This window comes from Erwinia rhapontici (genome assembly GCF_012271765.1).
GTDB classification, from domain to species: domain Bacteria; phylum Pseudomonadota; class Gammaproteobacteria; order Enterobacterales; family Enterobacteriaceae; genus Erwinia; species Erwinia rhapontici.
In genome coordinates this window covers 827,062-853,635 of the sequence record NZ_VRKO01000016.1, presented here as the reverse complement: position 1 = coordinate 853,635, position 26,574 = coordinate 827,062, and the positions used below count along the sequence as shown (strand labels likewise).

The 26,574-nt window shown below is 53.7% G+C and carries 26 protein-coding genes; 4 read left to right on the top strand and 22 right to left on the bottom strand.

The features are described from left to right. Positions 1-24 precede the first annotated feature (24 nt). The 5 genes from glnB to purL all read right to left on the bottom strand — a co-directional run bounded on the left by glnB (position 25) and on the right by purL (position 8,537). Positions 25-363: a nitrogen regulatory protein P-II gene (gene glnB, locus FVB43_RS21050; protein ID WP_062744629.1), complete on the bottom strand. Its 339-nt coding sequence runs from the start codon at positions 361-363 to the stop codon at positions 25-27. Positions 364-539: 176 nt separating this feature from the next. Next, entirely contained in the window at positions 540-1,874 is a 1,335-nt protein-coding gene (gene glrR, locus FVB43_RS21045) for a two-component system response regulator GlrR (RefSeq protein ID WP_133845848.1), read from the bottom strand. Further along, a complete protein-coding gene (qseG, locus tag FVB43_RS21040) occupies positions 1,871-2,602 on the bottom strand; it encodes a two-component system QseEF-associated lipoprotein QseG (protein ID WP_167864704.1) in 732 nt (243 codons plus the stop codon). The genes glrR and qseG overlap by 4 nt, the downstream gene beginning before the upstream one ends. After that, positions 2,602-4,032: a sensor histidine kinase gene (locus tag FVB43_RS21035; RefSeq protein WP_133845846.1), complete on the bottom strand. Its 1,431-nt coding sequence runs from the start codon at positions 4,030-4,032 to the stop codon at positions 2,602-2,604. The genes qseG and FVB43_RS21035 overlap by 1 nt, the downstream gene beginning before the upstream one ends. A 620-nt stretch (positions 4,033-4,652) precedes the next feature. Next, positions 4,653-8,537 (bottom strand): phosphoribosylformylglycinamidine synthase, encoded by a 3,885-nt coding sequence (gene purL / locus FVB43_RS21030; protein ID WP_159338032.1) that lies wholly within the window; start codon positions 8,535-8,537, stop codon positions 4,653-4,655. Between the two features lie 270 nt (positions 8,538-8,807). On the opposite strand from purL, the gene mltF reads away from it, so the two are divergent. Beyond that, positions 8,808-10,265 carry a membrane-bound lytic murein transglycosylase MltF gene (gene mltF, locus FVB43_RS21025; RefSeq protein ID WP_133845844.1) on the top strand — a complete coding sequence of 486 codons (1,458 nt, stop codon included), beginning with the start codon at positions 8,808-8,810 and terminating at the stop codon, positions 10,263-10,265. Between the two features lie 43 nt (positions 10,266-10,308). Here the strand turns inward: mltF and tadA are convergent, their stop codons facing one another. Genes tadA through murQ form a run of 4 tightly spaced genes read right to left on the bottom strand, consistent with a single transcriptional unit; the run spans position 10,309 to position 13,780 of the window. After that, positions 10,309-10,818: a tRNA adenosine(34) deaminase TadA gene (gene tadA, locus FVB43_RS21020; RefSeq protein ID WP_197931309.1), complete on the bottom strand. Its 510-nt coding sequence runs from the start codon at positions 10,816-10,818 to the stop codon at positions 10,309-10,311. 41 nt (positions 10,819-10,859) lie between these two features. Next, positions 10,860-11,498 (bottom strand): phosphatidylglycerophosphatase C, encoded by a 639-nt coding sequence (yfhb, locus tag FVB43_RS21015; protein ID WP_133845842.1) that lies wholly within the window; start codon positions 11,496-11,498, stop codon positions 10,860-10,862. A gap of 3 nt (positions 11,499-11,501) precedes the next feature. Continuing rightward, positions 11,502-12,866: a PTS transporter subunit EIIC gene (locus FVB43_RS21010; RefSeq protein ID WP_133845841.1), complete on the bottom strand. Its 1,365-nt coding sequence runs from the start codon at positions 12,864-12,866 to the stop codon at positions 11,502-11,504. A 17-nt stretch (positions 12,867-12,883) separates the two neighbouring features. After that, positions 12,884-13,780: an N-acetylmuramic acid 6-phosphate etherase gene (gene murQ, locus FVB43_RS21005; RefSeq protein ID WP_133845840.1), complete on the bottom strand. Its 897-nt coding sequence runs from the start codon at positions 13,778-13,780 to the stop codon at positions 12,884-12,886. A 187-nt stretch (positions 13,781-13,967) separates the two neighbouring features. On the opposite strand from murQ, the gene FVB43_RS21000 reads away from it, so the two are divergent. The 3 genes from FVB43_RS21000 (at position 13,968) to FVB43_RS20990 (ending at position 16,111) form a co-directional block, all read left to right on the top strand. Further along, positions 13,968-14,807, top strand: coding sequence for a MurR/RpiR family transcriptional regulator (locus tag FVB43_RS21000; protein ID WP_133845964.1), 840 nt, complete (start codon positions 13,968-13,970; stop codon positions 14,805-14,807). Between the two features lie 131 nt (positions 14,808-14,938). After that, positions 14,939-15,847 carry a glycosyltransferase gene (locus FVB43_RS20995; RefSeq protein WP_167864703.1) on the top strand — a complete coding sequence of 303 codons (909 nt, stop codon included), beginning with the start codon at positions 14,939-14,941 and terminating at the stop codon, positions 15,845-15,847. A 9-nt stretch (positions 15,848-15,856) separates the two neighbouring features. Further along, positions 15,857-16,111 (top strand): YfhL family 4Fe-4S dicluster ferredoxin, encoded by a 255-nt coding sequence (locus FVB43_RS20990; RefSeq protein ID WP_167864702.1) that lies wholly within the window; start codon positions 15,857-15,859, stop codon positions 16,109-16,111. On the opposite strand, the gene acpS is transcribed toward FVB43_RS20990, so the two are convergent. The 13 genes from acpS to FVB43_RS20925 all read right to left on the bottom strand — a co-directional run bounded on the left by acpS (position 16,108) and on the right by FVB43_RS20925 (position 26,572). Continuing rightward, the gene (acpS, locus tag FVB43_RS20985) at positions 16,108-16,488 is read right to left on the bottom strand and encodes a holo-ACP synthase (RefSeq protein WP_159338031.1); all 381 of its coding nucleotides are present in this window, start codon (positions 16,486-16,488) and stop codon (positions 16,108-16,110) included. The genes FVB43_RS20990 and acpS overlap by 4 nt on opposite strands. Beyond that, positions 16,488-17,219 carry a pyridoxine 5'-phosphate synthase gene (pdxJ, locus tag FVB43_RS20980; RefSeq protein ID WP_133845837.1) on the bottom strand — a complete coding sequence of 244 codons (732 nt, stop codon included), beginning with the start codon at positions 17,217-17,219 and terminating at the stop codon, positions 16,488-16,490. The genes acpS and pdxJ overlap by 1 nt, the downstream gene beginning before the upstream one ends. A 74-nt stretch (positions 17,220-17,293) precedes the next feature. Continuing rightward, on the bottom strand, positions 17,294-18,031 hold the full coding sequence (gene recO, locus FVB43_RS20975; protein WP_133845836.1) for a DNA repair protein RecO: 738 nt from the start codon (positions 18,029-18,031) through the stop codon (positions 17,294-17,296). Positions 18,032-18,036: 5 nt separating this feature from the next. Beyond that, entirely contained in the window at positions 18,037-18,942 is a 906-nt protein-coding gene (gene era, locus FVB43_RS20970; RefSeq protein ID WP_133845835.1) for a GTPase Era, read from the bottom strand. Further along, positions 18,939-19,619, bottom strand: coding sequence for a ribonuclease III (rnc, locus tag FVB43_RS20965; protein WP_133845834.1), 681 nt, complete (start codon positions 19,617-19,619; stop codon positions 18,939-18,941). The genes era and rnc overlap by 4 nt, the downstream gene beginning before the upstream one ends. A 140-nt stretch (positions 19,620-19,759) precedes the next feature. Next, a complete protein-coding gene (lepB, locus tag FVB43_RS20960) occupies positions 19,760-20,695 on the bottom strand; it encodes a signal peptidase I (protein ID WP_133845833.1) in 936 nt (311 codons plus the stop codon). 29 nt (positions 20,696-20,724) lie between these two features. Then, a complete protein-coding gene (gene lepA / locus FVB43_RS20955; RefSeq protein WP_133845832.1) occupies positions 20,725-22,524 on the bottom strand; it encodes a translation elongation factor 4 in 1,800 nt (599 codons plus the stop codon). 192 nt (positions 22,525-22,716) lie between these two features. Continuing rightward, complete coding sequence (locus tag FVB43_RS20950) at positions 22,717-23,040, bottom strand: S24/S26 family peptidase (protein WP_167864701.1); 324 nt, start codon at positions 23,038-23,040, stop codon at positions 22,717-22,719. After that, complete coding sequence (locus tag FVB43_RS20945) at positions 23,040-23,282, bottom strand: DNA polymerase V (RefSeq protein ID WP_167864700.1); 243 nt, start codon at positions 23,280-23,282, stop codon at positions 23,040-23,042. The genes FVB43_RS20950 and FVB43_RS20945 overlap by 1 nt, the downstream gene beginning before the upstream one ends. 109 nt (positions 23,283-23,391) lie before the next feature. Beyond that, positions 23,392-23,778 carry a tail fiber assembly protein gene (locus FVB43_RS20940; protein WP_167864699.1) on the bottom strand — a complete coding sequence of 129 codons (387 nt, stop codon included), beginning with the start codon at positions 23,776-23,778 and terminating at the stop codon, positions 23,392-23,394. Continuing rightward, positions 23,775-25,532, bottom strand: a complete 1,758-nt coding sequence (locus tag FVB43_RS20935) for a hypothetical protein (protein ID WP_167864698.1) — start codon at positions 25,530-25,532, stop codon at positions 23,775-23,777. The genes FVB43_RS20940 and FVB43_RS20935 overlap by 4 nt, the downstream gene beginning before the upstream one ends. Before the next feature lie 39 nt (positions 25,533-25,571). Next, a complete protein-coding gene (locus tag FVB43_RS20930; RefSeq protein ID WP_167864697.1) occupies positions 25,572-25,862 on the bottom strand; it encodes an energy transducer TonB in 291 nt (96 codons plus the stop codon). An 80-nt stretch (positions 25,863-25,942) separates the two neighbouring features. Next, positions 25,943-26,572 carry a hypothetical protein gene (locus FVB43_RS20925; protein WP_167864696.1) on the bottom strand — a complete coding sequence of 210 codons (630 nt, stop codon included), beginning with the start codon at positions 26,570-26,572 and terminating at the stop codon, positions 25,943-25,945. Between the last annotated feature and the right edge of the window lie 2 nt (positions 26,573-26,574).

Below are 26,574 nucleotides of genomic sequence, written 5' to 3'. Positions count from 1 at the left end.
CCGTTGGGACCCCGAAAACGACAATCAGATCGCTTCTTCGTCTTCCTCGCCAGTACGAATACGCACCACGCGCGCAACGTCGAACACGAAGATTTTACCATCGCCGATTTTACCGGTCTGCGCCGTACGCATGATGGTATCAACGCAGGTATCCACGATGTCGTCCGCAATCACGATTTCGATTTTCACTTTTGGCAGAAAATCGACCATGTACTCTGCGCCACGATACAGCTCGGTGTGGCCCTTCTGACGACCAAAGCCTTTCACTTCAGTCACGGTCATCCCGGTGATGCCGACTTCCGCCAGCGCTTCACGCACATCATCCAGTTTGAACGGTTTGATAATTGCATCAATCTTTTTCATGGCAGACCCTTTTCTCTCCCTCCGTGCCCGGACGGATAATCAGTTAACTATATACCCGTTACGCTCAGCCTGCCTGCGTACGGGCAGCAGACCGAACATGTCTGAGGTATACCGGACGTCCGTCTCTTTTCAGGCAGCTAAACTACCATAATCAGGCAGCGTTACCGCAGTGAAAATTATTCTTTAAAATCGGCAGCATCCAACTCATGACGCGATAACAGTTTATAGAACTCAGTACGGTTACGCCCCGCCAGCCTTGCCGCGTTAGTCACATTGCCTTTGGTCATTTGCAACAATTTACGCAGATAATTGAGTTCAAACTGGTTGCGGGCTTCAGCAAAAGTAGGCAGCGCGGTATTTTCTCCTGCCAGCGCCTGTTCCACCAGCGCCTCTCCAATCACTGGCGCGGAGGTCAGCGCGACACACTGTTCAATCACATTCACCAGTTGCCTGACGTTGCCCGGCCAGGCAGCGGCAATCAGACGTCGCATGGCATCGGTGGAAAAGCTACGTACAAAAGGTTTGTGCCGTTCAGCCGACTGCTTCAACAGATGATTGGCCAGCAGGGGAATATCTTCTGCCCGCTCATGCAGTGCAGGGATCTTCAGATTCACCACGTTAAGACGATAAAACAGATCTTCGCGAAACTCTTTCTTTTCCATCGCTTTTGGCAGATCGCGATGGGTGGCAGAGACAATACGCACATCAATGTCGAGGTCGCGGTTACTGCCAAGCGGGCGTACCTTACGCTCCTGCAAGACGCGCAGCAATTTCACCTGCAACGCCTGCGGCATGTCACCAATTTCATCGAGGAACAGCGTGCCGCCCTCTGCGGCCTGAAACAGCCCTTCACGACTGCTGACGGCACCGGTAAAGGCCCCTTTCGCATGACCAAACAGTTCTGATTCCAGCAGTTGTTCCGGTAACGCGCCGCAGTTAATAGCGATAAAGGCTTTACCTGCACGCGGGCTGGCCGCGTGGATAGCCTGCGCCAGCACTTCTTTGCCAGTTCCGCTCTGTCCGTTAATCAGTACACTGACATCCGACTGCGCCACCATGCGCGCCTGCTCCAGCAGGCGCAGCATCAGCGGGCTACGGGTGACAATGCTTTCGCGCCAGGCTTCATCGCTGGTCGGCGCCCGATGGACCAGGGCATCATCTATCGCTTTATACAGCGCATCACGATCGACCGGTTTAGTCAGGAAACTGAATACGCCCTGCTGAGTTGCCGCCACGGCATCCGGAATGGAACCGTGGGCGGTAAGAATAATGACCGGCATGCCTGGCTGGAGCTTCTGGATTTCAGCGAACAGCGCCATACCGTCCATTTCGTCCATACGCAGATCGCTGATCACCAGATCAAGCGTATCGCGGTTAAGCACGCGCAGCGCGTCCGGACCACTTTCAGCGGTAGTAACGCTGAACCCTTCACTGCTCAGACGCATCCCCAGCAGTTTCAGCAGGCTGGGGTCATCATCTACCAGCAGTAACCGTGCCGATTTTTTGATCATGGATTGTCATCATCCTGTGACGCGTTATCAGCCGGGTTGTTTTTGTCATTACCGTGGCTGTTGGTGTCAGTGGCATCCGGGGAGCGACGCGAAGAGAGTCGGCGTTCAATATCCGTCAGCGTATCAAGTTTGCGCCGGGTGACAGCGAGATCGTTCTTCAGGGCGATTTGCTGCTGACGCAGCCCATCCAGTTGACCATCACTGCTCTCCTGAAGGTGGGCATAACGCATCCGCTCTTCGGATAGCTGTAAAAGCGATCCCTGCCCTTCACGCCACAACATCATTAACGGGCGCACAGAGGCCGGATAATCATAGCTGTAACTGTCCAGACGGTTCAAATACTGGCGACGCTCAACGGGGGTAATATTGCCATTATTCAACAATACGGCCTGTTTGAAGGCACTCTGCCAGTTATCCGTTGGCCAGCGCCGTGCTTCAGCACGTGCATCGGCTGGCGATAGCCGGATGCCACAGTCAATAGCGCGCAGCCAGTAAAGAGGATTACCCGTTGCGGCCTCATCGTTAAATGCCCATATATGCTCACAGGACACCAGCTGATAGTCGACGATTTTAACATCAGGCTCATTCAGTGTGATATCGGCGCGGCTGGCCACCTTTTGCGACGGCTGCTGGCTACACCCCAGCAGGCCAAACGCCAGTATGAAGGCGCCGGTCAGTCTGCCTATACGCCCGTGTTGCAGTAAGGCAGAAAAACGTGATGATTGCATTATAATAACGTCCCGGCGGTAGTGTTTAATTCGATGCGAAAGCAGACATCAGCATCAACGCTGTCGATCAGTTGCAGATCGCCCTGCAGCCGGCGCAGGCAGTCTTTCGCAATGCTTAATCCCAGCCCGCTTCCTTTTACCGCGCCTTTGCGCTGTAGATTTCCCTGGAAGAACGGTTCAAAGATCATTGCTCGCTCAGCCGCAGGAATAGGCGGGCCGGTATTTGCGACCTCAATCACCACGCGGTTTCCTTGCTGAAGACTGCGGATCCAGATATTTCCAGATTCAGCGCCGTAGTGTACCGCATTGGAGTAAAGATTATCGATTGCCCTCAACAACAACGTCGGTTCGGCACGACAGCTGTCAGCCTTAAGGTCGATGTTGATATGGAGTTGTTTAGCGCGGGCCGTGAGGCTGTGAGCGGCAACCAGTGAGTCGATCAGCGGCCGCAGCTGAACATCTTCCAGCGCTACCGGGCCATCAGCCAGCTTTCGGTTGTAGTCCAGCAGCTGTTCAATCAGCGTTTGTAGATGACGACTGCTGTCGTTAAGAATGCTGACCACCTCTTTCTGGTCAGCAGTCAGCGGCCCGGCAACCTCGTCAGCCAGCAATTCAGTGCCCTCACGCATGCTGGCCAGCGGTGTTTTTAATTCATGGGAAATATGGCGGAGAAACTCATGACGCTGCGACTCCAGCCAGGCCAGCCGCTCACTGAGCCAGATAATACGCTGTCCGAGTGAACGGAGCTCACGCGGGCCTTTGAACGCCAGACTGTGCCCCAGCGGCCGCCCTTCCCCCAGACGATTAATCATGCGCTCTACCGCTTTTACCGGGCCGATAATCATACGGGTAAACAGCAACACCAGCCCCAGGCTGAGCAGGAAAAGAATCAATGCCTGCCAGCCAAAATACTGGCCGCGTTCGGCAATCTCTCGTTGCAGTTGTAACCCACGTGAGAACACCACTTCACGTGTAGCCTGAACCAATTGACCGTTGGCGGCAGAGAACAGCTCGAGCTGATCGGCGGCCTGCGACACCGGGCTGCTGTTTTCGCATTTCATCTGGCTGAGTTGAGTGAGGTTCTGACGCAGGCTTTGCCAGGTACGAATATCCGGCAGTACCGGGGCGTGGGCATCCAGCATTTGTGAATAGCGGCTGCGCTGCGTCTGGTAGAGGCGTGCCAGCATCGGATCATCTAACACGCAATACTGGCGGTAGCTACGTTCCAGTTCCAGGGCGGTACGGGCCATGGCTTCGCTGCGACGCACATCGGTCAGCGTGGTGCGATTGGTATCGGCCGCCCGGTCGCTCAGCGCCGAGAGGCTTTCCCATGCCTGCCAGGCCAGCACCAGCAGCGGTAATAACACCAGTAAAAACGCCATCAGCACCAGCTGACGTAGCGATCGCGGTAACAGACGCCATTTCTTCACGACACAATTTCTCTTTCCAGGAGTTAGGGCGATGCTAGCTGAGAGTGAGCAGAGAAGAAAGTGTGAAAGCGTAAAATGAAAATGGCCGGTTCACTGAACCGGCCACTGGCGTTACGCTGGTGAGCCAGCGTAACTGAATAGGTGGTGCCTTACTCAACGTTGCGTCCGATGTTTGATAACGTCACAGAGTGAACGATTATCGGTGAGGTGGACGACAGGCACCGTATTGTGCGTCATTCTGGGTGTTATGAGCACTTGTCCGCTTACGCAGGGCTGTTATAACCAGGTGAATGAGCCACTGAGGTGATTATAGCAATTAACATGCCACATTGAAAATAAATTTATAAGCCATTAATAAATAAAACCTTATACATTGGAAGTATTCATCGGGCAGGTAATTTTGACCATCGGGTCCGGTTAAGTGTCGCCATATAACAACACCCACAGATAAATTTAATTTTTACCATTAAAATCAATAAATTAAACGTCTCCATTTAACGACAACTCACATCTAATTTGTTGTGAAATGGCAACACTCCCCTGCTAATCCCTTTAAGACAGGCGAAAAAAACCGGCCACACGTTCAGGCCGGTTTATTACCATCGCGTCAACGCAGAGGATTAGCCCAGCTGTTTACGCGCATTGCGGAAGATACGCATCCACGGGCTGTCTTCGCCCCATTCTGCCGGGTGCCATGAGTTACTGACCGTGCGGAACACACGCTCCGGGTGCGGCATCATGATGGTCACGCGACCGCTTTCATTGGTCACCGCCGTGATACCGTTCGGGGAACCGTTCGGGTTCGCCGGGTACTGCTGGGTCACTTTGCCAAAGTTATCCACGAAGCGCAGCGCCACCAGACCTTTGCTTTCCAGCTGGGCCAGATGAGCATCATTACGCACTTCCACGAAGCCTTCACCATGCGATACGGCGATTGGCATACGGGAACCGACCATGCCGTCCAGCAGCAGAGAAGGGCTGGCAGCCACTTCAACCAGGCTGAAGCGGGCTTCAAAACGCTCGGACTGATTGCGCACAAAGCGTGGCCACTCTTCACTGCCCGGAATCAGTTCACGCAGATTAGACATCATCTGACAGCCGTTACAGACGCCCAGAGCCAGTGTCTGTGGACGGTGGAAGAAGGTTTCGAATTCGTCACGTACGCGGGCGTTAAACAGAATCGACTTCGCCCAGCCTTCACCCGCACCCAGGACGTCACCGTAAGAGAAGCCGCCGCAGGCAACCAGCGCCTGCACGTCATCCAGACCACGACGGCCAGCCAGCAGGTCGCTCATATGCACGTCTACCGCATCAAACCCGGCACGATGGAAGGCCGCAGCCATTTCAACATGAGAGTTAACGCCCTGCTCACGCAGCACAGCCACTTTAGGACGTGCACCGGTCGCAATATAAGGCGCAGCAATATCTTCCTGTGGCTTAAAGGTCAGTGCAACGTTGAGGCCCGGATCGCGATCGTCTTTCTTCGCGTCATGTTCCTGATCGGCACAGATTGGATTATCGCGCAGACGCTGCATCTGCCACGTGGTTTCAGCCCACCAGGTACGCAGCGTGGTACGGCTTTCGCTGTACACGGCAGAGCCGCCGGAAGTGATCACAAAACGATCCCCTTCCACGGCCTGGCCCAGCACATGCACACAGTCAGCTAACCCATGAGAGGCAAAGACCTGCTCAACCGCCGCCCGATCGGCCGCTGCGATCTGAATCACCGCACCCAGCTCTTCGTTAAACAGGGCAGCCAGGCTATCGCTGCCCAGTGCCGCGATGTCGACGTCTACACCGCAGTGACCCGTGAAGGCCATTTCAGCCAGCGTGACCAGCAGGCCGCCGTCAGAACGGTCGTGGTAGGCAAGCAGTTTGCCGTCGGCCACCAGCGCCTGGATGGCATTATAGAAGCCAGCCAGTTGCTGCACATCACGCACATCGGCAGGCTTATCACCCAGCTGACGGTAAACCTGTGACAGCGCCGTTGCGCCGAGGGCGTTGGCCCCTTTGCCCAGATCGATCAGCAGCAGCGCGTTATCACCGGTCTGCAACTGCGGGGTGACGGTTTTACGCACGTCTTCCACTCGGGCAAATGCGGTGATCACCAGGGACAGCGGAGAAGTCATCTCACGCTGCTCATTCCCCTGTTGCCAGCGGGTTTTCATCGACATAGAGTCTTTGCCGACCGGGATAGTGATACCCAGCGCCGGACACAGCTCTTCACCCACCGCTTTCACCGCTTCATACAGGCCGGCATCTTCACCCGGGTGACCGGCAGCGGCCATCCAGTTGGCTGACAGCTTGATGCGCGTCAGCGGGCCAATGTCGGTTGCCGCAATGTTGGTGAGTGCTTCGCCGACGGCCAGACGACCGGAGGCCGCAAAATCCAGCAGCGCGACAGGAGCACGTTCGCCCAGCGACATCGCTTCACCGTAGTAGCTGTCGAGGCTGGCGGTAGTCACCGCACAGTTCGCTACCGGGATCTGCCACGGGCCGACCATCTGGTCACGGGCAACCATACCGGTTACCGAACGGTCACCGATGGTGATCAGGAAGGTTTTTTCCGCCACGGTTGGCAGGTGCAGTACGCGATTCACGGCATCTGCAACAGTCATTCCCTCACGCACCAGCGCGTCACCTTTCACTTTCAGTGTGGTCACGTCACGGGTCATTTTCGGGGTTTTACCCAACAGCACGTCCAGCGGCATATCAATTGGCGTGTTGTCGAAATGGCTGTCAGCCAGCGACAGGTGCATCTCTTCGGTCGCTTCACCGATCACGGCGTACGGTGCGCGCTCACGTTTACACAGCGCATCAAACAGCGCCAGGCTATCCGGCGATACAGCCAGAACATAACGTTCCTGAGATTCGTTACACCACACTTCCAGCGGGCTCATGCCTGGCTCATCGTTAAGGATGTCACGCAGGTTGAAACGACCGCCACGTTCGCCGTCGCTCACCAGCTCCGGCATGGCGTTAGACAGACCGCCCGCGCCCACGTCATGGATAAACAGAATCGGGTTCTCTTCACCCAACTGCCAGCAGCGGTCAATCACTTCCTGGCAACGACGTTCCATTTCCGGGTTGTCGCGCTGTACGGAAGCGAAATCGAGATCCGCGTCAGACTGGCCTGAGGCCATTGAAGACGCCGCTCCGCCACCCAGGCCGATGTTCATTGCCGGGCCACCCAGCACGATCAGCTTGGCACCAATGGTGATTTCACCTTTCTGCACGTGGTCGGCACGAATGTTACCGATACCGCCTGCCAACATGATCGGTTTGTGGTAACCGCGCAGCTCTTCGCCGTTATGGCTGTTAACGCGTTCTTCGTAGGTACGGAAGTAACCCGTCAGCGCCGGACGACCAAATTCGTTGTTAAATGCCGCGCCACCCAGAGGGCCTTCGGTCATGATGTCCAGTGCCGTCACAATACGGTCCGGCTTACCGAAATCTTCTTCCCACGGCTGTTCAAAGCCCGGGATACGCAGGTTAGAAACAGAGAAGCCGACCAGACCCGCTTTCGGTTTAGCGCCACGCCCGGTTGCACCTTCATCACGAATTTCGCCACCGGAACCGGTCGCCGCACCCGGCCACGGAGAAATCGCCGTTGGGTGGTTATGGGTTTCAACCTTCATCAGGATATGCGCATCTTCCTGATGGAAATCATAGCGGCCCTGTGGATCGGCGTAGAAGCGCCCTACCTGAGAACCTTCCATAACGGCCGCATTGTCTTTATACGCTGACAGCACATGGTCCGGGGTTTTCTCGAAGGTATTTTTGATCATCTTGAACAGCGATTTCGGCTGCGTTTTGCCATCAATCACCCAGTCGGCGTTGAAGATTTTATGACGGCAGTGCTCAGAGTTAGCCTGAGCAAACATATACAGCTCGATATCGTTCGGGTTGCGCCCGAGTTTTTCAAACGCCGCCTGCAGGTAGTCGATTTCGTCATCGGCCAGTGCCAGGCCCAGTTTGATATTGGCCTGAACCAGCGCGTTGCGGCCTTCACCCAGCAGGTCGACGCTTTGCAGCGGTGCAGGCTGATGATGAGCAAACAGCGCATCGGCCTGGCTCAGATCGGCAAAGACGGTTTCCATCATGCGGTCATGCAGCAGTGCAGCCAGCTCTGACCACTGCGCTTCGCTCAACTGCGGTGCCTTCACATAGAAGGCCAAGCCGCGCTCAAGACGCAGTACCTGAGGGAGATCGCAGTTGTGGGCGATGTCTGTCGCTTTCGAAGACCACGGCGAGATAGTGCCAGGACGCGGAGTGACCAGCAGCAGGCGGCCTTCCGGGGTATGTTCAGCCAGAGAGGGACCGTATTTCAGCAGACGCTGCAAACGGGATTTTTCATCCTCGCTCAGCGGCGCGCTGACATCGGCAAAATGGACGTACTCAGCGTAAATATCACTCACCGGCAGGTGAGCATCCTGAAAGCGGGTCAGCAGTTTGTTAATACGAAATGCCGACAGAGCGGGCGAACCACGCAGAATTTCCATCATTAAAGATCTCTCGTCTCGAAGCGCCGGGCGACGCTTCATTGGGCGCAACAGGGGAAAACGGGCGGTATTATAGAGAATCCCCACCGGTTACGAAACCGTTTGCGCAGAATTAATCGCGATAAGGAATTGACTGAAAAACGCACAAAACAGGTGGATTTCAGTTGCGGAGCTGCGCGGAGTTGAGCAGAATGCCCCACGCTCAGGACCAATTATAGACAATAAATACTGCCATAGAAGACAGATACCTGAGAACCATCGAGAGATAACTATTTGAAACGCCTTAAATTTAATTATCTGCTGGTCGGGCTGATCACCGTGCTTCTTGCGCTGGCACTGTGGCCCTCGATACCGTGGTACGGCGGTTCGACCGACCGTATCGCACAGATAAAATCGCGGGGAGTGCTGCGTATCAGCACCATAAATTCTCCGCTGACTTACTACACAGTCAATCAATCCCCAGCGGGTATGGACTACGAGCTGGCGAAGCGCTTCGCCGATTATTTAGGGGTTAAGCTGGAAATCACCGTGCGTCCGAACCTGGGCGATCTGTTTGATGACCTCGAAGATGATAAAGCCGACATGCTGGCGGCAGGGTTAATTTACAATAATGAACGGCTGGCGCGTTTTCGTGCGGGTCCGTCTTACTATTCTGTTTCACAACAGCTGGTGTACCGTATCGGCGCACCACGGCCGAAAAATTTGGGCGATCTGAAGGGGCGCCTGACGGCGGCGTCAGGATCGGCTTATCTGTCGACCCTGCGTGAAATGAAAGCGCATCAGTACCCCGATCTTGACTGGGCGATCTCGACCGATCAAACGCCTCAGGGCCTGCTGGAAGCCGTGGCCGATGGCAAACTCGACTATACCGTGGGCGATTCCGTCACTATCGCGCTGATGCAGCGCATCCATCCACAGCTGGCAGTGGCTTTTGATATCACGGATGAAGAGCCGGTCACCTGGTATGTCCAGCGTGAACAGGATGACAGCATGAATGCCGCGCTACTCGACTTCTTTAATCAGATGGGCGAAGAAGGCGCAATGGCCCGTCTGGATGAGAAGTACCTGGGGCACGTCGGCACGTTCGATTATGTCGATACTCGCACCTTTCTGCGTGCCATTGACGGAACGCTGCCAGACTTCCAGCCACTTTTCGAGAAGTACGCGCAGGTTATTGACTGGCGTTTACTGGCAGCCATCTCTTACCAGGAGTCCCACTGGAACCCACAGGCCACATCCCCGACTGGCGTGCGTGGCCTGATGATGCTGACGCGCAATACTGCGGATAGCCTGAATGTCAGTGACAGGACCGATCCGGAACAGAGCATTCGTGGCGGCAGTGAGTATCTGGTGCGTATGATGGAAAAGGTACCGCCAACGATCCCTGAAGACGAACGCATCTGGTTTGCTCTGGCGGCGTATAACATGGGTTACGCCCATATGCTGGACGCGCGTAAACTGACGGATAAACAGAAGGGTAATCCGGATAGCTGGGCCGACGTGAAGATTCGCCTGCCGATGCTCAGCCAGAAACGCTATTACAGCCAGACCAGTTACGGCTATGCCCGCGGCCATGAAGCCTATGCCTATGTGGAAAATATCCGCAAATACCAGATAAGCCTTGTCGGCTATTTGCAGGATCAGGAAAGAAAGCTGGCACAACAGGCGGCAACGGAAGCCGAACTGGGTAACGGCTATCCAACGGTTGAAGCGAAAATCGCATTGAACTGATGACTCAGCTCAGACAGGCGGACAGAAAAAAGAAGGTCCGTCCCTACGGGCGCTGGGCCTTCTTTTCGGCACGCCGCTGGCGGAAAAATTCACTCAGCAGCGCAGCACACTCTTCAGCAAGGACCCCCTGCTCAATCTGCACCTGATGATTCATCCCCGGGTGTCGCAGCACATCAAGCAGCGAACCGGCTGCCCCGGTTTTTGCATCTCGCGCGCCAAAGACCAGACGTCCAATACGACCGTGTACCATCGCCCCCGCGCACATCACGCAGGGTTCCAGCGTGACGTACAGTGTGGTATCCAGCAGGCGGTAATTTTCAATGACTTTGCCGCCCTGACGTATTGCCATCATTTCGGCATGCGCCGTTGGGTCATGGTGACCAATCGGGCGGTTCCAGCCTTCACCAATCACCCTTCCTTCATGCACCAGAACGGCACCCACCGGCACTTCGCCCTCGTCCCAGGCGCGCTGAGCCAGTTGAAGCGCGTGGCGCATCCAGAATTCATCGTTAATGTCGGTCACCTGAGTCTCCAGCAAAAAAAAGCGCGGCATTATAGCGTTAAATGTCGCGGAGAGACTATCCTGCCAGACGCTTATTCCAACTGTTGTAACTCACCTACAGGTGTCACTCGGAAACGATGCTGGCAGAAAAACAGCAGTGGGTTATCCTGCTTGCTGTCGCTGTAACCGCTGTAAAGTTGTAACGGCGTGCCAATTTGCTCTTCCAGCTGCGCGACCTTTTCATGGCCGAGGCAGCGCATCGAGAGTACCCGGCCACCATAAGCGCGTGACATCTGGCTGGCGATCAATTTGACGCGCGGCAAAAATGCGGAGTCAAAATAGACCTGTTCGACCAGCGGCTGCGGTGAACCGGTTATCAGCCAGACATCGGCATCTTCACTGCTGAGATAATCTGTCAGCCGCTGCTGCACTACGGGAAATGCGGTCACTCGCTGGCGGAACCAATGGGCAAACTGCTGCTCTCGTTCTGCCAGACGCGCTTCACTGCGGCCAAACGTAATCGACCATAGCAGCAGGCTCATCGGCCAGCGCGCCGCACGACCTTTAATCAGCAACCCAAGCCCTGTCACCGGCAGCAGTGGCACCACCAGCAATAAATTGAGCGGCTGACGCCACAATAGCCAGCGCATAAAAGTGCCAAACATATCCTGCTGGTGCAGGGTGCCATCAAGGTCAAAAAATACCACGCGTCGTTCCCGACTGGTTGTCAAACCTTACTCCTCAGGGTCATTGAAGCCCATAAACCAGGCAAACAGGAAACCACAGATAACTGCGGTCAACCAGCCTGCCAGATACATCATGACCTTACCGGCCACAATCGTCAGTGCCAGTGGCAGCCCGGAAAGGCCAAACGTAATCAACGTGGCGACCTTAGCATAGCTAATGACCGCTCCGCCAACAGCGCCGCCGAGGCAGGCGGCAATAAACGGGCGCCCCAGCGGCAGGGTGACACCAAAAATCAACGGTTCGCCAATCCCAAGAATACCTACCGGCAGTGCACCTTTGACCAGTTTTTTCAGCCTTGCGTTACGTGTTTTGAGTAGTACCGCCAGCGATGCGCCAATCTGCCCTACCCCGGCCATGGCCAGGATCGGCAGCAGCGCATTCGCACCGTGCGCCTGAACCAGTTCAACGTGGATCGGCACCAGTCCCTGATGCAAACCGGTCAGCACCAGTGGCAGGAAGGTTCCGGCCAACAAGGCACCGACCAGCACACCACCGCGGTCGATCGCCAGTGTCGCCCCATGGGCAATCGTATCAGAGATCATCCCACCGACAGGCTGTAACAGTACAATAGCCAGTGACGCAGTAATAAGTGTAGTCAGAAGTGGGTTGAGGATCAGCTCCAGCGATTCGGGCAGACGCTGGCGCAGACGTTTTTCAATCCAGCACATCAGTACCACCACCAGCAGAACCGCTATTACCCCACCGCGCCCCGGTTGTAGCGGCTCACCAAATAACGTGATCTGCGCCAGTGCGGGGCTGGAGAGAATGCCCGCCATCACGCCACCCAGCGCGGTGGAACCGCCAAAAACTTTGGCGGTATTCACCCCAACCAGAATATTCATTATCGTGAAAACGGCACTGCCGAAGATCGCGGCCAGACCGATCAGATTAGGGTACTGCGTAGCAATATTCCCCACGATATCCGGACGTTTGATGATATTGATCAGCCCGGTGATCAAACCGGAGGCAATAAATGCCGGGATCAGCGGGATAAACACATTCGCCAACTGACGTAATGCATCACTCAGCGGCGCACGATATTTCGCTTTCGCCTGTGCCTTGTTCTGCTGCACAGTGTCGCCCGCCGCGATAACGCCTGCGGGTGAGATGAGGTTGCGCATCGCGTCCGTCACTTTTGCTGCCGCTCCGGGACCTGCGATAAACTGGTGCTGACTTCCCTGCTTCACGTACCCTTTTATCCCCTCCAGCTGACGCAGGTTATCCAGCGCCAGTTTGCTCTCATCAATGACTTCAACGCGTACCCGCGTCATACAGTTTTCCAGTCGGGCAATATTGGCGGCTCCGCCAATGCCCTGTAACAGCGCCTGTGCCAGCCGGGTGGATTTGTCCATGAGGGATCCTTTTTCCGTTATTCGTTAGAAAGTGCCGCGCGTAAAAATCCTTTATGCTGTGTCAGCCGCTGCTTTGCCTGCTCGGCCGGGAGATCCGCCAGGATCATTAAAATGGCCGTCTTAACTTCGTAGTGCACCTGCAGCAAGGCTGTTTCGGCCTGTTCTGCATCGCAGCCCGTCGCCTCACACACCATACGCCGCGCACGATCGACCAGTTTGATATTGGTCGCCTGCATGTCCACCATCAGGTTCTGGTACACCTTACCGATTTTCACCATGGCGCCAGTAGAGAGCATATTCAACACCAGCTTCTGTGCTGTGCCGGACTTCAGGCGGGTTGAACCGGTCAGTGCCTCCGGCCCGACAACCGGTGAAATAGCAATCTCTGCTTCGTGTGCGATCGGTGAGTCCGGGTTACAGGAGATCGCCGCAGTGCGGCAGCCAAACTGCCGGGCATACCGCAACGCGCCAATGACGTAAGGCGTTCTGCCAGATGCGGCAATACCCACCACCATGTCGTTCACCGTCAGATTCAGCGCCTGTAAATCGCTGATGCCCAACTGCTCGTTATCTTCTGCTCCTTCCACCGCCTTGAGTAACGCACCAGGGCCACCGGCAATCAGCCCCACAATAACGCCATGCGCCACCCCAAAGGTAGGAGGACATTCGGATGCGTCCAGCACGCCGAGACGGCCGCTGGTGCCCGCCCCCATATAAATCAGGCGGCCGCCCGCGGTGAGCGCAGCAGCGGCCGCATCCACCGCCATTGCAACCTGCGGTAATGTCAGGGCAACGGCCGCAGCAACGGTCGCATCCTGCTGATTAAATTTAGACACCATCTCAAGCGTTGACAGATTGTCGAGGTCGAATGTGTCCGGGTTACGCGTTTCTGATACCAGTGAACCGAGATTCATTATTTCTCCTTTTGAATTTTTAATTCGCACTTAAGTTATAATAAATGAATATTTTATTCTACGCGACGACACATTTTCCCGTTCTTAATCATGGAAACCATTAAATGTCGCGTTAGACTTAGCCTGCTGAATGTTATCATTACAGATAATTCAATATGATGGGCCTGATTTCGCAAGAGGAAAAATGATGAGTTCATTGCTGCGTATCCGTCAGCTTTATCCTAGCCTGGCGCTGAACGAACGTCGGTTAGCTGACTACCTGCTGTCGCAGCCTGACCGGGCACGCCACCTGAGTTCACAAAAGCTGGCGGATGAATCAGGCGTCAGTCAGTCAAGCGTGGTAAAATTTGCGCAAAAACTCGGCTATAAAGGGTTCCCTGCACTGAAGCTGGCGCTGAGTGAATCGCTGGCCGAGAAAGATGCGATTACCGTGCATAACCATATTCTCAGCGATGATGCGCTGAAGGTGGTTGGCGAAAAACTGTTCACCGAGAAAAGCTCTGCCATTCGCGCTACGCTGGATATTAACAGTGAAGAGATGCTGCTGGAGACATTGCGTCTGCTGAAGCAGGCAAGGCGTATTGTGCTGGTCGGGATTGGTGCTTCAGGTCTGGTAGCGAAAGATTTTTCCTGGAAGCTAATGAAGATTGGCATCAGTGCCGTGGCCGAGCAGGATATGCATGCACTGCTGTCCAGCGTGCAGGCACTAGATGTGGGTGATGTGCTACTGGCTATCTCCTATACCGGTGAACGCCGCGAAATCAACCTCGCAGCACAGGAAGCACAGCGCATTGGTGCCACCGTGCTGGCCTTTACAGGCTTTACACCGAATACACTGCAACAGTCGGCCAGCCACTGTCTGTATACCGTTGCAGAAGAGCAGACAACACGCAGCGCCGCCATCTCGTCAACCACTGCGCAGTTGGCGCTGACAGACCTGCTGTTTATGGCACTGATTCAGCGCGATCCAGAACGTGCCTCCAGTCATATTCGCCACAGTGAAGCACTGGTGAAAAAGCTGGTTTGAGTCGTGAGTGCGCGTATACTACTCGCGGATTTTTTTAAGATATGTCCGGGGAAAAATTTTTAATCATGCTAAACGTAACGTTGAGATTCCAAAAATCACGACATATAAACCAATATATTTATGGCTTTTTAATGTTACAAAAAGCGGGCGTGATTAAAATTGAAAAGATTGTACGGGACAGCGCGATTAAGAAGAATATTCTACGGGCAACCGTTAACGGCATTAAATTTGTTTATGACGCAGAAGACGGTGCTCAGATTGAACGCGGGTTCTTCTCTCAGGCAGATTACAACTGGTGCGCTCGTTACTATAAAAGAAGCTGTAGCGAAAAACTGGCTGCTCAATATCCCAAATGCCGCCCTCTTGGTTTTAACTATAGCCTGACCCCCGCCTACGGCATACTAGACTATCTTTCGCAGAATATTCGTCGTCTAAGAGGGAAAGGCGATATGCGGCATAAGGACCTGGAAGCACTGCCATCACTTTCAAAACAGCCTAAGATCCTGTTTATTACCGGCCTGTGGGATCCAGCAGAATTCGTCGATCCTGCTGTACAAGCAGAAGTCGCGCAAATTACTCAAAATCGCCTTGATGCACTAAAAGTGATAAAGAGTCATTTTGCGCATTGTTCCACTTTCGGCGTGAATGGTAATCGTGATTTTACTCGTCAATTCGCAAGCGATATGATCCTGGCAGAAAAAATGACCGACAGACCTTATTTTATTAAAGTGATGAAACAGCACGATATCTGCATTACCACCAGTGGACTACATGGTTCAATTGGTGGGCGTTTTGGTGAGTATATTGCGGCTTCAAGGGCTATTATTTCGGAACCGCTTCACTACAACCTTCCCGGTAATTTTGCTGATGGAAAAAACTTTCTTAGCTTCAGTGATGAAAGTAGTCTGGTATCTTCAATCAATCATTTGCTGGAAAATCACGAGGCTCGATATGCCATGATGGTTGAAAACCGTCGTTACTATGAGAACAGCCTGCGTCCTGATAAGCTGATCCTTAACACCCTGGTTAACGTGGAGTAGTCCGACGCAATGGCACTGTTAATAACCAAACGCTGTATCAATTGCGATATGTGTGAACCGGAGTGCCCTAACGAAGCGATCTCAATGGGGGATGAATTCTACGAGATCGATACCGATCGCTGTACGGAGTGCATCGGCCATTACGACTCCCCCACCTGCCAGCAGGTGTGCCCGATTGATCATACGATTATCGTTGATCCGCTGCATATCGAGAGTCATGACCGACTGTGGGAAAAGTTCGTGGTGCTGCATCCTGCGGGCTAGCTCTCAATAATTACCGTCGCACAGGCATAGTGTCGTTCATCAGCCAGCGTAACGTGCACGTGCGCCACCCCCAGCTTCTTCGCCACTTCTTCAGCATGCTGGAAAAAACGCAGTCCGGGTTTACCCAGCTCGTCGTTATAGACTTCAAACTGATTAAACGCCAGGCCACCACGGATCCCGGTGCCAAAGGCTTTGGCTGCCGCTTCTTTTACCGCGAAACGCTTGGCGAGAAAACGCACCGGCTGCTGGTGTGCCTGGTACTGTGCCCACTCATTATCACTCAGCACACGCTTTGCCAGGCGGTCGCCGGACCGGGAGATCACCCCTTCAATGCGGGCGATCTCGACAATATCTGTACCCAGACCCAGGATTGCCATTAACGACGTGCTTCACGCATCAGCAGTTTCATCTCTTTCACTGCCTCAGCCAGACCGCTAAATACAGCACGCCCAATAATGGCATGCCCGATGTTCAGCTCGTGCATTTCTGGCAGAACGGCGATCGGTTGCACGTTGTGGTACGTCAGGCCGTGTCCGGCATTGACCTTCAGGCCTTTCCCGGCGGCATAGGTGGCAGCTTCAGCAATCCGCGCCAGCTCAGCATCGCGTGCCGTGCCTTCTTCGGCTTCAGCGTAAGCACCGGTGTGGATCTCGATATAAGGTGCACCGGCAGCAACAGCGGCATCAATCTGGCGATGGTCAGCATCGATAAACAGTGATACCAGGATGCCGGCATCATTCAGCCGTTTTACCGCCGCCGTCACTTTGTCCTGCTGTCCGGCCACATCCAGCCCACCTTCGGTCGTCACTTCTTCGCGCTTCTCAGGGACCAGACAACAGAAGTGCGGCAGGATGTCACAGGCAATGTCCACCATTTCATCCGTAACGGCCATTTCCAGGTTCATGCGTGTCTGGATGGTCTGACGCAGGATGCGCACATCGCGATCGGTGATATGACGGCGGTCTTCACGCAGATGCACGGTAATACCGTCTGCTCCTGCCTGCTCAGAGACAAATGCCGCCTGTACCGGATCCGGATAATGCGTACCACGTGCATTACGTACGGTAGCAACATGATCGATATTAACGCCCAACAACAGCTCTGCCATGATAGTCCTCTGAAGATCGCGAAAGGTTTTAGGGAGTGTACAACGTTCACGGCACGCAGGGATATTACCCGTGGCTATTCATCACCAGGAAGGGCTGCATCTGGTCGTTTTCTCGGCAAAAACTGGCGAAACAGTTCCGTGCTCTTTAGCGGTTTGCCCCCCAGATAAGGTTTAAGGGCAATGCGGGTAAAACGTTTGGCTGCGCGCAGGGTGTCTGCATCCGGGAATTCGCGCAGATACAGTGCGCGTAAATGGCGACCGGTAAAACTGCGATGCCCGACCACAAGACTGGCAATAAACCCCTTCTCTTCACGATAACTGTACGTCATGCCATCGGCGACTTCTTCGCCGCTGCCTGCGCAGTGAAGAAAATCGACGCCATAACCAAGATGACCCAGCATAGCCAGTTCAAAACGCCTGAGTGCAGGTTCGGGTGACCCGGCGTCAGCCGCCAGCGCCTGAATACAGTGCAGGTAGTCGAAGAAAAGCTCGCTAAAGGGGGTTTCATCTTCCAGCACGCGCGAAAGAAGTTCATTGACGTAGAGGCCGCAGTAGAGCGTTGTACCGCTGAGAGGAAGCGCCAGCGACACAGGTTCAGCGCCGCGCAGGGTTTTCACCTCGCCACGGCCGCCCCAGCGTACCAGCAGCGGCGTGAAGGGTTGCAACGCGCCCTTCAGACTGGAGCGCTTGGAACGGGCGCCTTTAGCCAGCACCCGTACCCTGCCATGCTGTTCAGAAAACAGGTCAAGCAGCAGGCTGGTTTCGCTCCAGGGACGTCCATGCAGGACAAATGCGCGTTGCCAGCCATCCATCAGTATCAGAGGTCGTCGGTGTAGCCCAGGCTGCGTAAGGCGCGTTCATCATCCGCCCAGCCGGACTTCACTTTCACCCACAGTTCGAGGTGAACTTTCGCCTCAAACATCTCTTCCATATCACGGCGAGCTTCCGTACCGATGACTTTTATTTTGGCGCCTTTGTTACCGATCACCATCTTCTTCTGGCCTTCACGTTCGACCAGAATCAGACCATTGATCGTCAGACCACCACGCTCGTTCGTCAGGAACTGTTCGATCTCAACCGTGACGGAGTACGGCAGTTCGGCACCGAGGAAGCGCATCAGTTTTTCACGGATAATTTCAGACGCCATAAAGCGCTGGGAACGATCGGTGATGTAGTCTTCCGGGAAGTGATGTTCCGCTTCCGGCAGGCGCTTACGGACGATACTGGCGATAGTATCAACATTAGTGCCTTTTTCGGCTGAGATCGGCACCACATCCATAAAGTTCATCTGCTGACCCAGGAATTGCAGGTGTGGCAGTAGAATACTTTTGTCTGTGAGGTTGTCGACCTTGTTGATCGCTAACAGCACCGGTACTTTGCCGTCTTTCAGCTTATTCAGTACCATCTCATCGTCGGCAGTCCACTTGGTCCCTTCAACAACGAAGATCACAATTTCAACATCACCGATCGAGCTGCTGGCAGCACGGTTCATCAGGCGGTTGATCGCCCGTTTTTCTTCCATATGCAGGCCCGGGGTATCGACATAGATCGCCTGATAATCCCCTTCGGTATGGATGCCCATAATGCGGTGACGCGTGGTTTGTGGCTTACGCGAGGTGATGGAAATCTTCTGTCCCAGTAACTGGTTCAGTAAGGTAGATTTACCAACGTTCGGACGGCCTACAATAGCAATAAAGCCGCAATGGGTAGTTTGTTCGCTCATTCAATTCCCAGCTTAATCAGCGCCTGTTCGGCTGCTGCCTGTTCAGCTTTGCGACGGCTGGATCCGGTTCCCACAACCGGTTCTGCCATGCCGCTTACCTGACAGTGAATAGTAAATTCCTGATCGTGCGCTTCGCCCCGAACCTGTACCACCAGATAGGATGGTAACGGCAGATGACGACCCTGCAAGAACTCCTGCAGACGCGTTTTTGGATCCTTCTGTTTATCGCCCGGGCTGATCTCATCAAGACGGCTGGCGTACCAGCTCAGGATGAGTTGTTCCACCGACTGAATGTCGCTGTCGAGGAATACCCCGCCAATCAGCGCTTCTACGGTGTCAGCCAGAATCGATTCACGGCGGTAGCCGCCGCTTTTCAGTTCACCCGGCCCAAGGCGCAGACACTCGCCAAGGTCAAATTCCCGTGCCATCTCTGCCAGCGTGTTGCCGCGAACCAGCGTGGCACGCATACGGCTCATGTCACCTTCATCCACGCGCGGGAAGCGCTGATAAAGGGCATTAGCAATCACGTAGCTCAGAATAGAGTCGCCCAGGAATTCCAGTCTTTCGTTGTGTTTACTGCTGGCACTACGGTGAGTCAGCGCCTGCTGTAACAATTCCTGATGGGTAAAAGTGTAGCCCAGCTTTCGTTGAAGCTTGTTAATTACGATGGGGTTCATGCGTTACCAATTTCTTAATGCGTCAATTATCCTGCACACGGAACAGGGCTGAGCCTGAACACCAACACGATCTGTTTCGTGTGCAGTGGCCTGCCAAACCTGGCAGACCACCCTTTGCTAATGTCGCCCGCAGGCGATCATTAATGAATGCCGCCGATACGACTCAGGCGAACGCCGGTTGGCCATTGGCCTTCCTGCTTATCAAAGCTCATCCAGATTGCGGTCGCTTTACCCACCAGATTACGCTCAGGAACAAAGCCCCAGTAACGGCTGTCAGCACTGTTATCACGGTTATCGCCCATCATAAAGTACATGCCTTCAGGCACGACCCAGGTGGACTGCGGCTGACCTGCCTGCTGGTAGTAAGAGCCTGGCTGGCTCGGTGCCTGTGCAATCAGTAAAATACGGTGAGTGACATCCCCCAGCGTCTCGTTGCGGGTGGCTAAACGCACGCCACCCTGCATCGTTTCACCTTTCGGCTTCTGGAAGAACCCGTTGCCCAGTTCATTACCACTGAAACCGCTGAAGGTCTGAATGAAGTCACTCTCTTCAACATCCGAGTAAGTGACGGGCAGCGCAGTAGATGTCTGCTGAATCGACACGGTTTTGCTCAGCGGATCGTAAGTCACCCGATCGCCCGGCAACCCGATGACACGCTTGATGTAATCCATGCTGGGATCTTTCGGGTATTTGAACACCGCGATATCGCCACGCTTCGGATGACCCGTTTCGATCAGCGTCGTTTGGGTAATCGGATCTTTAATGCCGTAGGCATATTTCTCCACCAGGATAAAATCACCGATTAACAGCGTCGGCATCATTGAACCTGACGGGATCTGGAACGGCTCATAAATAAACGAACGCACCACAAACACCACGAACAGCACCGGGAAAACCGAAGCCGTTGTTTCTACCCAACCTGGCTGTTTGTCTGCCTTGGTGGCTTCGATACCTTGTGCCTGCGCGGCAGCACGTTTCGCACGCCGGGCCGGTGCCCATTTATATTTGTCGATACACCAGACAATGCCGGTAATCAGCGTTGCTATCGCCAAAATCAGGGCGAACATATTAGCCATTCCAGTTCCCTCGAAGCCCGAAGCCGGGCTTATTTACTGTCTTTACCCACGTGGAGGATGGCAAGGAACGCTTCCTGCGGTAACTCAACGTTACCGACCTGTTTCATGCGTTTCTTACCGTCTTTCTGTTTCTGCAGCAGCTTTTTCTTACGGCTGACGTCACCGCCATAACATTTGGCAAGGACGTTTTTGCGCAACTGTTTAACCGTAGAACGGGCGATAATGTGGTTACCAATCGCCGCCTGAATCGCAATATCAAACTGCTGACGCGGGATTAATTCTTTCATCTTCTCAACCAGATCACGGCCACGGTACGGCGCGTTATCATTGTGCGTAATCAGCGCCAGCGCATCCACGCGCTCGGAGTTGATCAACACATCTACGCGCACCATGTTCGATGCCTGGAAACGTTTGAAGTTGTAATCCAGTGACGCATAACCGCGAGAGGTGGATTTCAGACGGTCGAAGAAATCGAGCACCACTTCCGCCATCGGAATTTCATACGTCAGCGCAACCTGATTACCGTGGTAAACCATGTTGGTCTGCACGCCACGCTTCTCAATACACAGCGTGATCACGTTACCGAGGAACTCCTGCGGCAACAGCATATGACACTCTGCAATCGGCTCACGCAATTCTTCGATGTTGTTCAGCGGTGGCAGTTTGCCCGGGCTATCAACGTAAATGGTCTGATTGTCCGTTGTGACGACTTCATAAACCACCGTCGGCGCGGTAGTGATCAGCTCAAGGTCGTATTCACGCTCCAGACGTTCCTGGATGATCTCCATGTGCAGCAAACCAAGGAAGCCACAGCGGAAACCAAAGCCCAGCGCGGTAGAGCTTTCTGGTTCATAGAACAGAGACGCATCGTTCAGGCTCAGTTTACCGAGCGCATCGCGGAAGGCTTCATAATCATCAGAGCTGATCGGGAACAGACCGGCATAAACCTGAGGTTTAACCTTTTTGAAACCAGGCAGTGCTTTGTCTGCCGGGTGACGAGCCAGCGTCAGGGTATCCCCTACTGGTGCGCCGAGGATGTCTTTGATCGCACAGACCAACCAGCCGACTTCGCCGCAGTTCAGGACATCGGTATCAACGCGTTTCGGGGTGAAGATGCCCAGACGGTCAGCATTGTACGTCTGACCGGTGCTCATCACCTTAATTTTTTCGCCTTTGCGCATGGTGCCGTTTTTAATACGCACCAGAGAGACGACGCCAAGGTAGTTGTCGAACCAGGAGTCAATAATCAACGCCTGCAGCGGGCCATCCGGGTCACCCTGTGGTGGCGGGATATCACGGACCAGACGTTCAAGCACGTCAGGCACACCAATACCCGTTTTTGCCGAGCAGCGCACGGCATCGGTGGCATCAATGCCGACGATGTCTTCAATTTCCTGGGCAACACGATCGGGATCGGCAGCAGGTAAATCGATCTTATTCAATACAGGTACGACTTCCAGTTCCATTTCCATTGCGGTGTAGCAGTTTGCCAGGGTCTGGGCTTCTACGCCTTGCCCGGCATCTACCACCAGCAATGCACCTTCGCAGGCGGCCAGAGAGCGTGAAACTTCATACGAGAAGTCTACGTGACCTGGGGTGTCGATAAAATTGAGCTGGTAAGTTTTACCATCTGGCGAATGGTAATCGAGGGTAACGCTTTGCGCTTTAATGGTAATACCGCGCTCGCGTTCCAAATCCATAGAATCCAGAACCTGCGCAGCCATTTCACGTTCAGACAATCCACCACAAATCTGGATCAGACGGTCAGAAAGCGTTGATTTGCCATGGTCGATGTGGGCGATGATAGAAAAGTTTCTTATGTGCTTCATTTATATGAATTTTTTCGCATGTTGAATCGTTGATTTCTTCAGAATGGACACACCTATGGACACTTCTTGTAATGCACCCACGTTACACCCATCTGTAATATGAGCGGCATCTTACACTGTTAGACCCGCACGCGAAAGAACATGACGTAACCGGGGGTAAGCAAAACTCAATGTTAATGACCAGCATGCACCTTATATTGCAGGGCCGTTAAAATCGTAAAGCGGCGTTATCGTCAGTACGACCTTCCCGATCACGATCACTTCACTCAGCGCCTCGCCTTCAATTGCTTCACCTTCGGGCGTGATTATGCACCCACCCATCATTTTACCGATCGCCAGTTCCCCGAACATCTCATAACACAGCGTATCTCCATCACGGGGAGTAAGCGCAGCATCAATGACATATGTAATGCCACCGAAATCAACAAGCGATGTCGCTGACGGGTGTGGAACGAATGCCCTATTCAGGCAAAACCGATCTTCAACGTAATCAGCAGCTGGGGATGGAAAGCCCATCAGTAACCTCCGTTATTCGGATTAAACAACTGGAACGTTCGGCGCTCACCTTCTTCAGTGGAAATATCACGGAACGTGCTCTGATAGTGCTCTATCCACTGGTTAGCCTCTTTCAGCGTCCATTCGTAGTTAACCCGCGCTAACGCTACGATAAAGTCAGCGGTGGCTACTGTTCGCCGCCCGCTTGACTCAATTTTAATGCTCGCACGGAACGCCGCCGGTATGTCATCTCGTCTGCCCACTACTCACCCCTAGAACTGTTTGGATATACAGTATTATTTGATCAGCTAACAATAATGATCAACCGTGCCATGCGGGGAAAATTGTCAGGGCAATGATCTGGCGGGAAATTTAGCTTGCAGGCGGTGCAGGGAACTCGACTGGGGTTTCTTCTGATGCTGTAGACGTGTCGATAGCCTCAACGGCTTTGCGCCATGCCACCCACAATTTCAGGCTGTCGGAGTCCGCTTCGCTGATGTCGCCCAGCTGCAAGTCTAAGCGCCAGTTTTCAGTTTCTGACCAGAATAGTGCAGTCAGCTCCTGTTTTTTAGAATTAGCTTCGCCTACGTAGTCCCACTTCGCGGGCACATCCACGATCCAGGTGTCTGCCCCCGGATCATAGGTCATATTCCCGCCGCTAAACTCCTCAGGCACTTCTACCGGGATCACGGCCCCCTCCCACAGGTCTGGGCTGAAGCCATACGAGCGGTAGTCGTGTGTTGATACGTAGATTATCATTGCGTTACCTTCCAAACGTGGACCCTTATTGGACCCGGCGTTGTGTAGTTAATGGATAGAGTGCTGCTTGAAAAGGGAAACGCAGCAGTATTGGCAGCATACCCTGCGGAGCCGATACATAGCACCAAACCTGCTGACATGTTCTGGTAAGCAGCTATTCCGTAGCTGTTGCCGTTGCCCGTATTCCAACCCAGACCAGTGCTCACCCATACCCCCAACGTCTGGTGATAAAACTCAGCAACGAGGATTACCGGGGTTGTGTTACCAAAGGGATTGGCAAAGGATGTACGCGACCCCAACGCAAGGTCAGTTGCAGTCACTAGCGCGTAGCCTATTCTATTGCTCACGGCAGTAACTGACTGCGATACTTGCTCGATGTGTGTTGCCAGAGCTAGCGCGTCAATGCTGCCTGAGTTATTTGCAACCCCGGCAAACTGAATAACCCAGCACCCGACAATGCTGTTACCGCGAACTTCAAGTGCGCCATCGCGGCCATAAGCAAGGCTTGAACGACCGGCATCAAAGTTAGTATCAGTGTAAGTCGATGTTGCTGTGCCTGCGGTGTTGCTACTAACCGGGGCACTCGCAGCAAAAGCACCATCAGGTGCAGTAATTGCCCGCCAATATCCGCCAACACTGCCTCGGATTGCTGGTGCGGCGTTCTGTTGAATTGTCCCGTCCGTCAAGCCGCCGTCACCACGCATTACAGGAGCTGGGATTGAGCCAGACTGAACGCCGTTGTAGTCGGGGAAGCGAAATGTTGTTGAGCCATCACCACTTGAGTAGCACCCGCGTTTGGTCGGATCAGCAAGCCACACCGCATCAGTGACGACTGGTAGCCGCCCTGCTGCACACTCAGCCCACACGGACGCGTAGGTACCCGTTCTGTTGACCATCTGACCATCGCCTGGGGAGTTCCCGCCCGGCACGGATGTACGCAGAGGGTGCCAGAACACCCGGCCAACATAGCCCCCGCCTTTACCGTCTACCTCCGCCCTTGAGTACACATCCAAGTTATTACGAGACACGGATTTATCAGGAAGGTCAGAAAGATTCTGGCTTTTCAGCAGTGAGTTATCAGGGTTCGATGCCGCAGCCCGGTCTGCTTCCGCTTTTGCTCTGTCAGCCTCGGTCGTGGCTATCTCAGCTTGTGTAGTTGCGTCCGCCTTTGCTTGTTGGGCCGATGTGTTTGCAGCCTGAGCATCTGTCTTTGCTTGTTGCGCATTCTCGTTAGCATAAACAGCATCGGTCTTTGCGCTCTCTGCGATAGAACTATCAGATGCGACCTGTTCCGCATCAGCATGAATTTGAGCTGCAATCTCAGTAATGCTGCCGACGTCCAGCGTTGCGAGCAGTTCGGAGATTTTGCGCCAGCTTGGGCCCTGGAACTGACTTCCGTCCGGCAGCGTAACAGTGATGTCGTCTTCGTCGCTAAACACCTGTTGCCAGTTGGCTTTATCCAGCAAAAAGCCACGAATGACTAACCCCTGGTCTGCTGCAATCTGAGCGGTGGTATCAACAAGCACGTCTCGCGGGATAGGCGTCCAAGCCAGTCCAGAAGTTGACGGGCCATTGAATGGGCGGATGAGGGTTATTCCGGTGGCGGAGTCTACAGATTTAATCCCGAGCGTATAACGCACCTGCCCAACGACAGCAGAGAGAAAATCTCCGGCGTTTAGCTCAGTATCGAAAGATGTTCCTGTTCCGGTTGCGGCGCTTGAGTTGTTCGTTAGTGCAATAGTGCCTGCTGGCATAATTTTCTCCAGACGAAAAAAAACCGCCGAAGCGGTTATTTATTTTTGGCCGTAATGTACGGTTAATGTTTGATCACATAGCGGCTTGCCTTTATCGAATCGCCAACCGCGTGCATCATTCAGCAGTGATTTTTCAAACACGCCGGATGGGTCAGCCTTAAGTACGCGCACATCTTCAGCCATTCCCTGCGAGTTAATGTTGTAGATGATAGTTACTGTGCCACCAATGCGCAGCATGTTGGCTTGTTCTGGATAAGTCACGTTGCGGTTTTGCTGAGAGCAGCCCAGTAGTAATAATGACAAAGCCACTGTAATAAAAAAATTCATCATAACCTCCCTATACTTATTGCAATCTACCCTTGTTAACCCATCACGGCAAATCACGTCTTGTATCGAACAGATCTTTTTATTTAATTGAGGTTTGGGAATATAGCATATGGTATTCTTAGTCCATATGGCTTCAGTGTCCCAGCCCAAGAATTTTGATACTTAGTCACCCATGTTGTGCTTAGCACCCCACCAGAAAATCTGAACAATAAACCAGACCATGCAGCCGGTGACGCTTCACCATCGCCAGCAGATATGTTACCCGGAGACATACTGGAAAGAATGAACCTCCCAGTACCTATGTTCTGCGAGTACACCCTCCCGTTGTCGATATCAATTCCAGCTGGTATGTCAAAAAAACCAATAACCCTTGGTGTAAGCGCAGCAGAAACAGCGGACCAGACCAGCTCGCCTTTGCTGCTATAAACATTCCTATAGCCCGATACAATAGGTACCTTTGTATTGGCTCTTACTATAATCCCGGCTCCCGGAGATATGTAAGGGCCTGTTCCTGCCGAGAACATTGCCTGACCACCTTCATTAAACCTGAACCACTGAAGATTAAAATTTGGTATAGGTACATTACGCGTGAGGTACATATCCTCACCACGACCGATAGACGTAATGAATGCTGCTGAGCCTTTAGTGTTTGATTCTATCTGCAGTATGGTTGAGTCTAAATATCTAACACCGACATAATCAGAGCTTATCACCA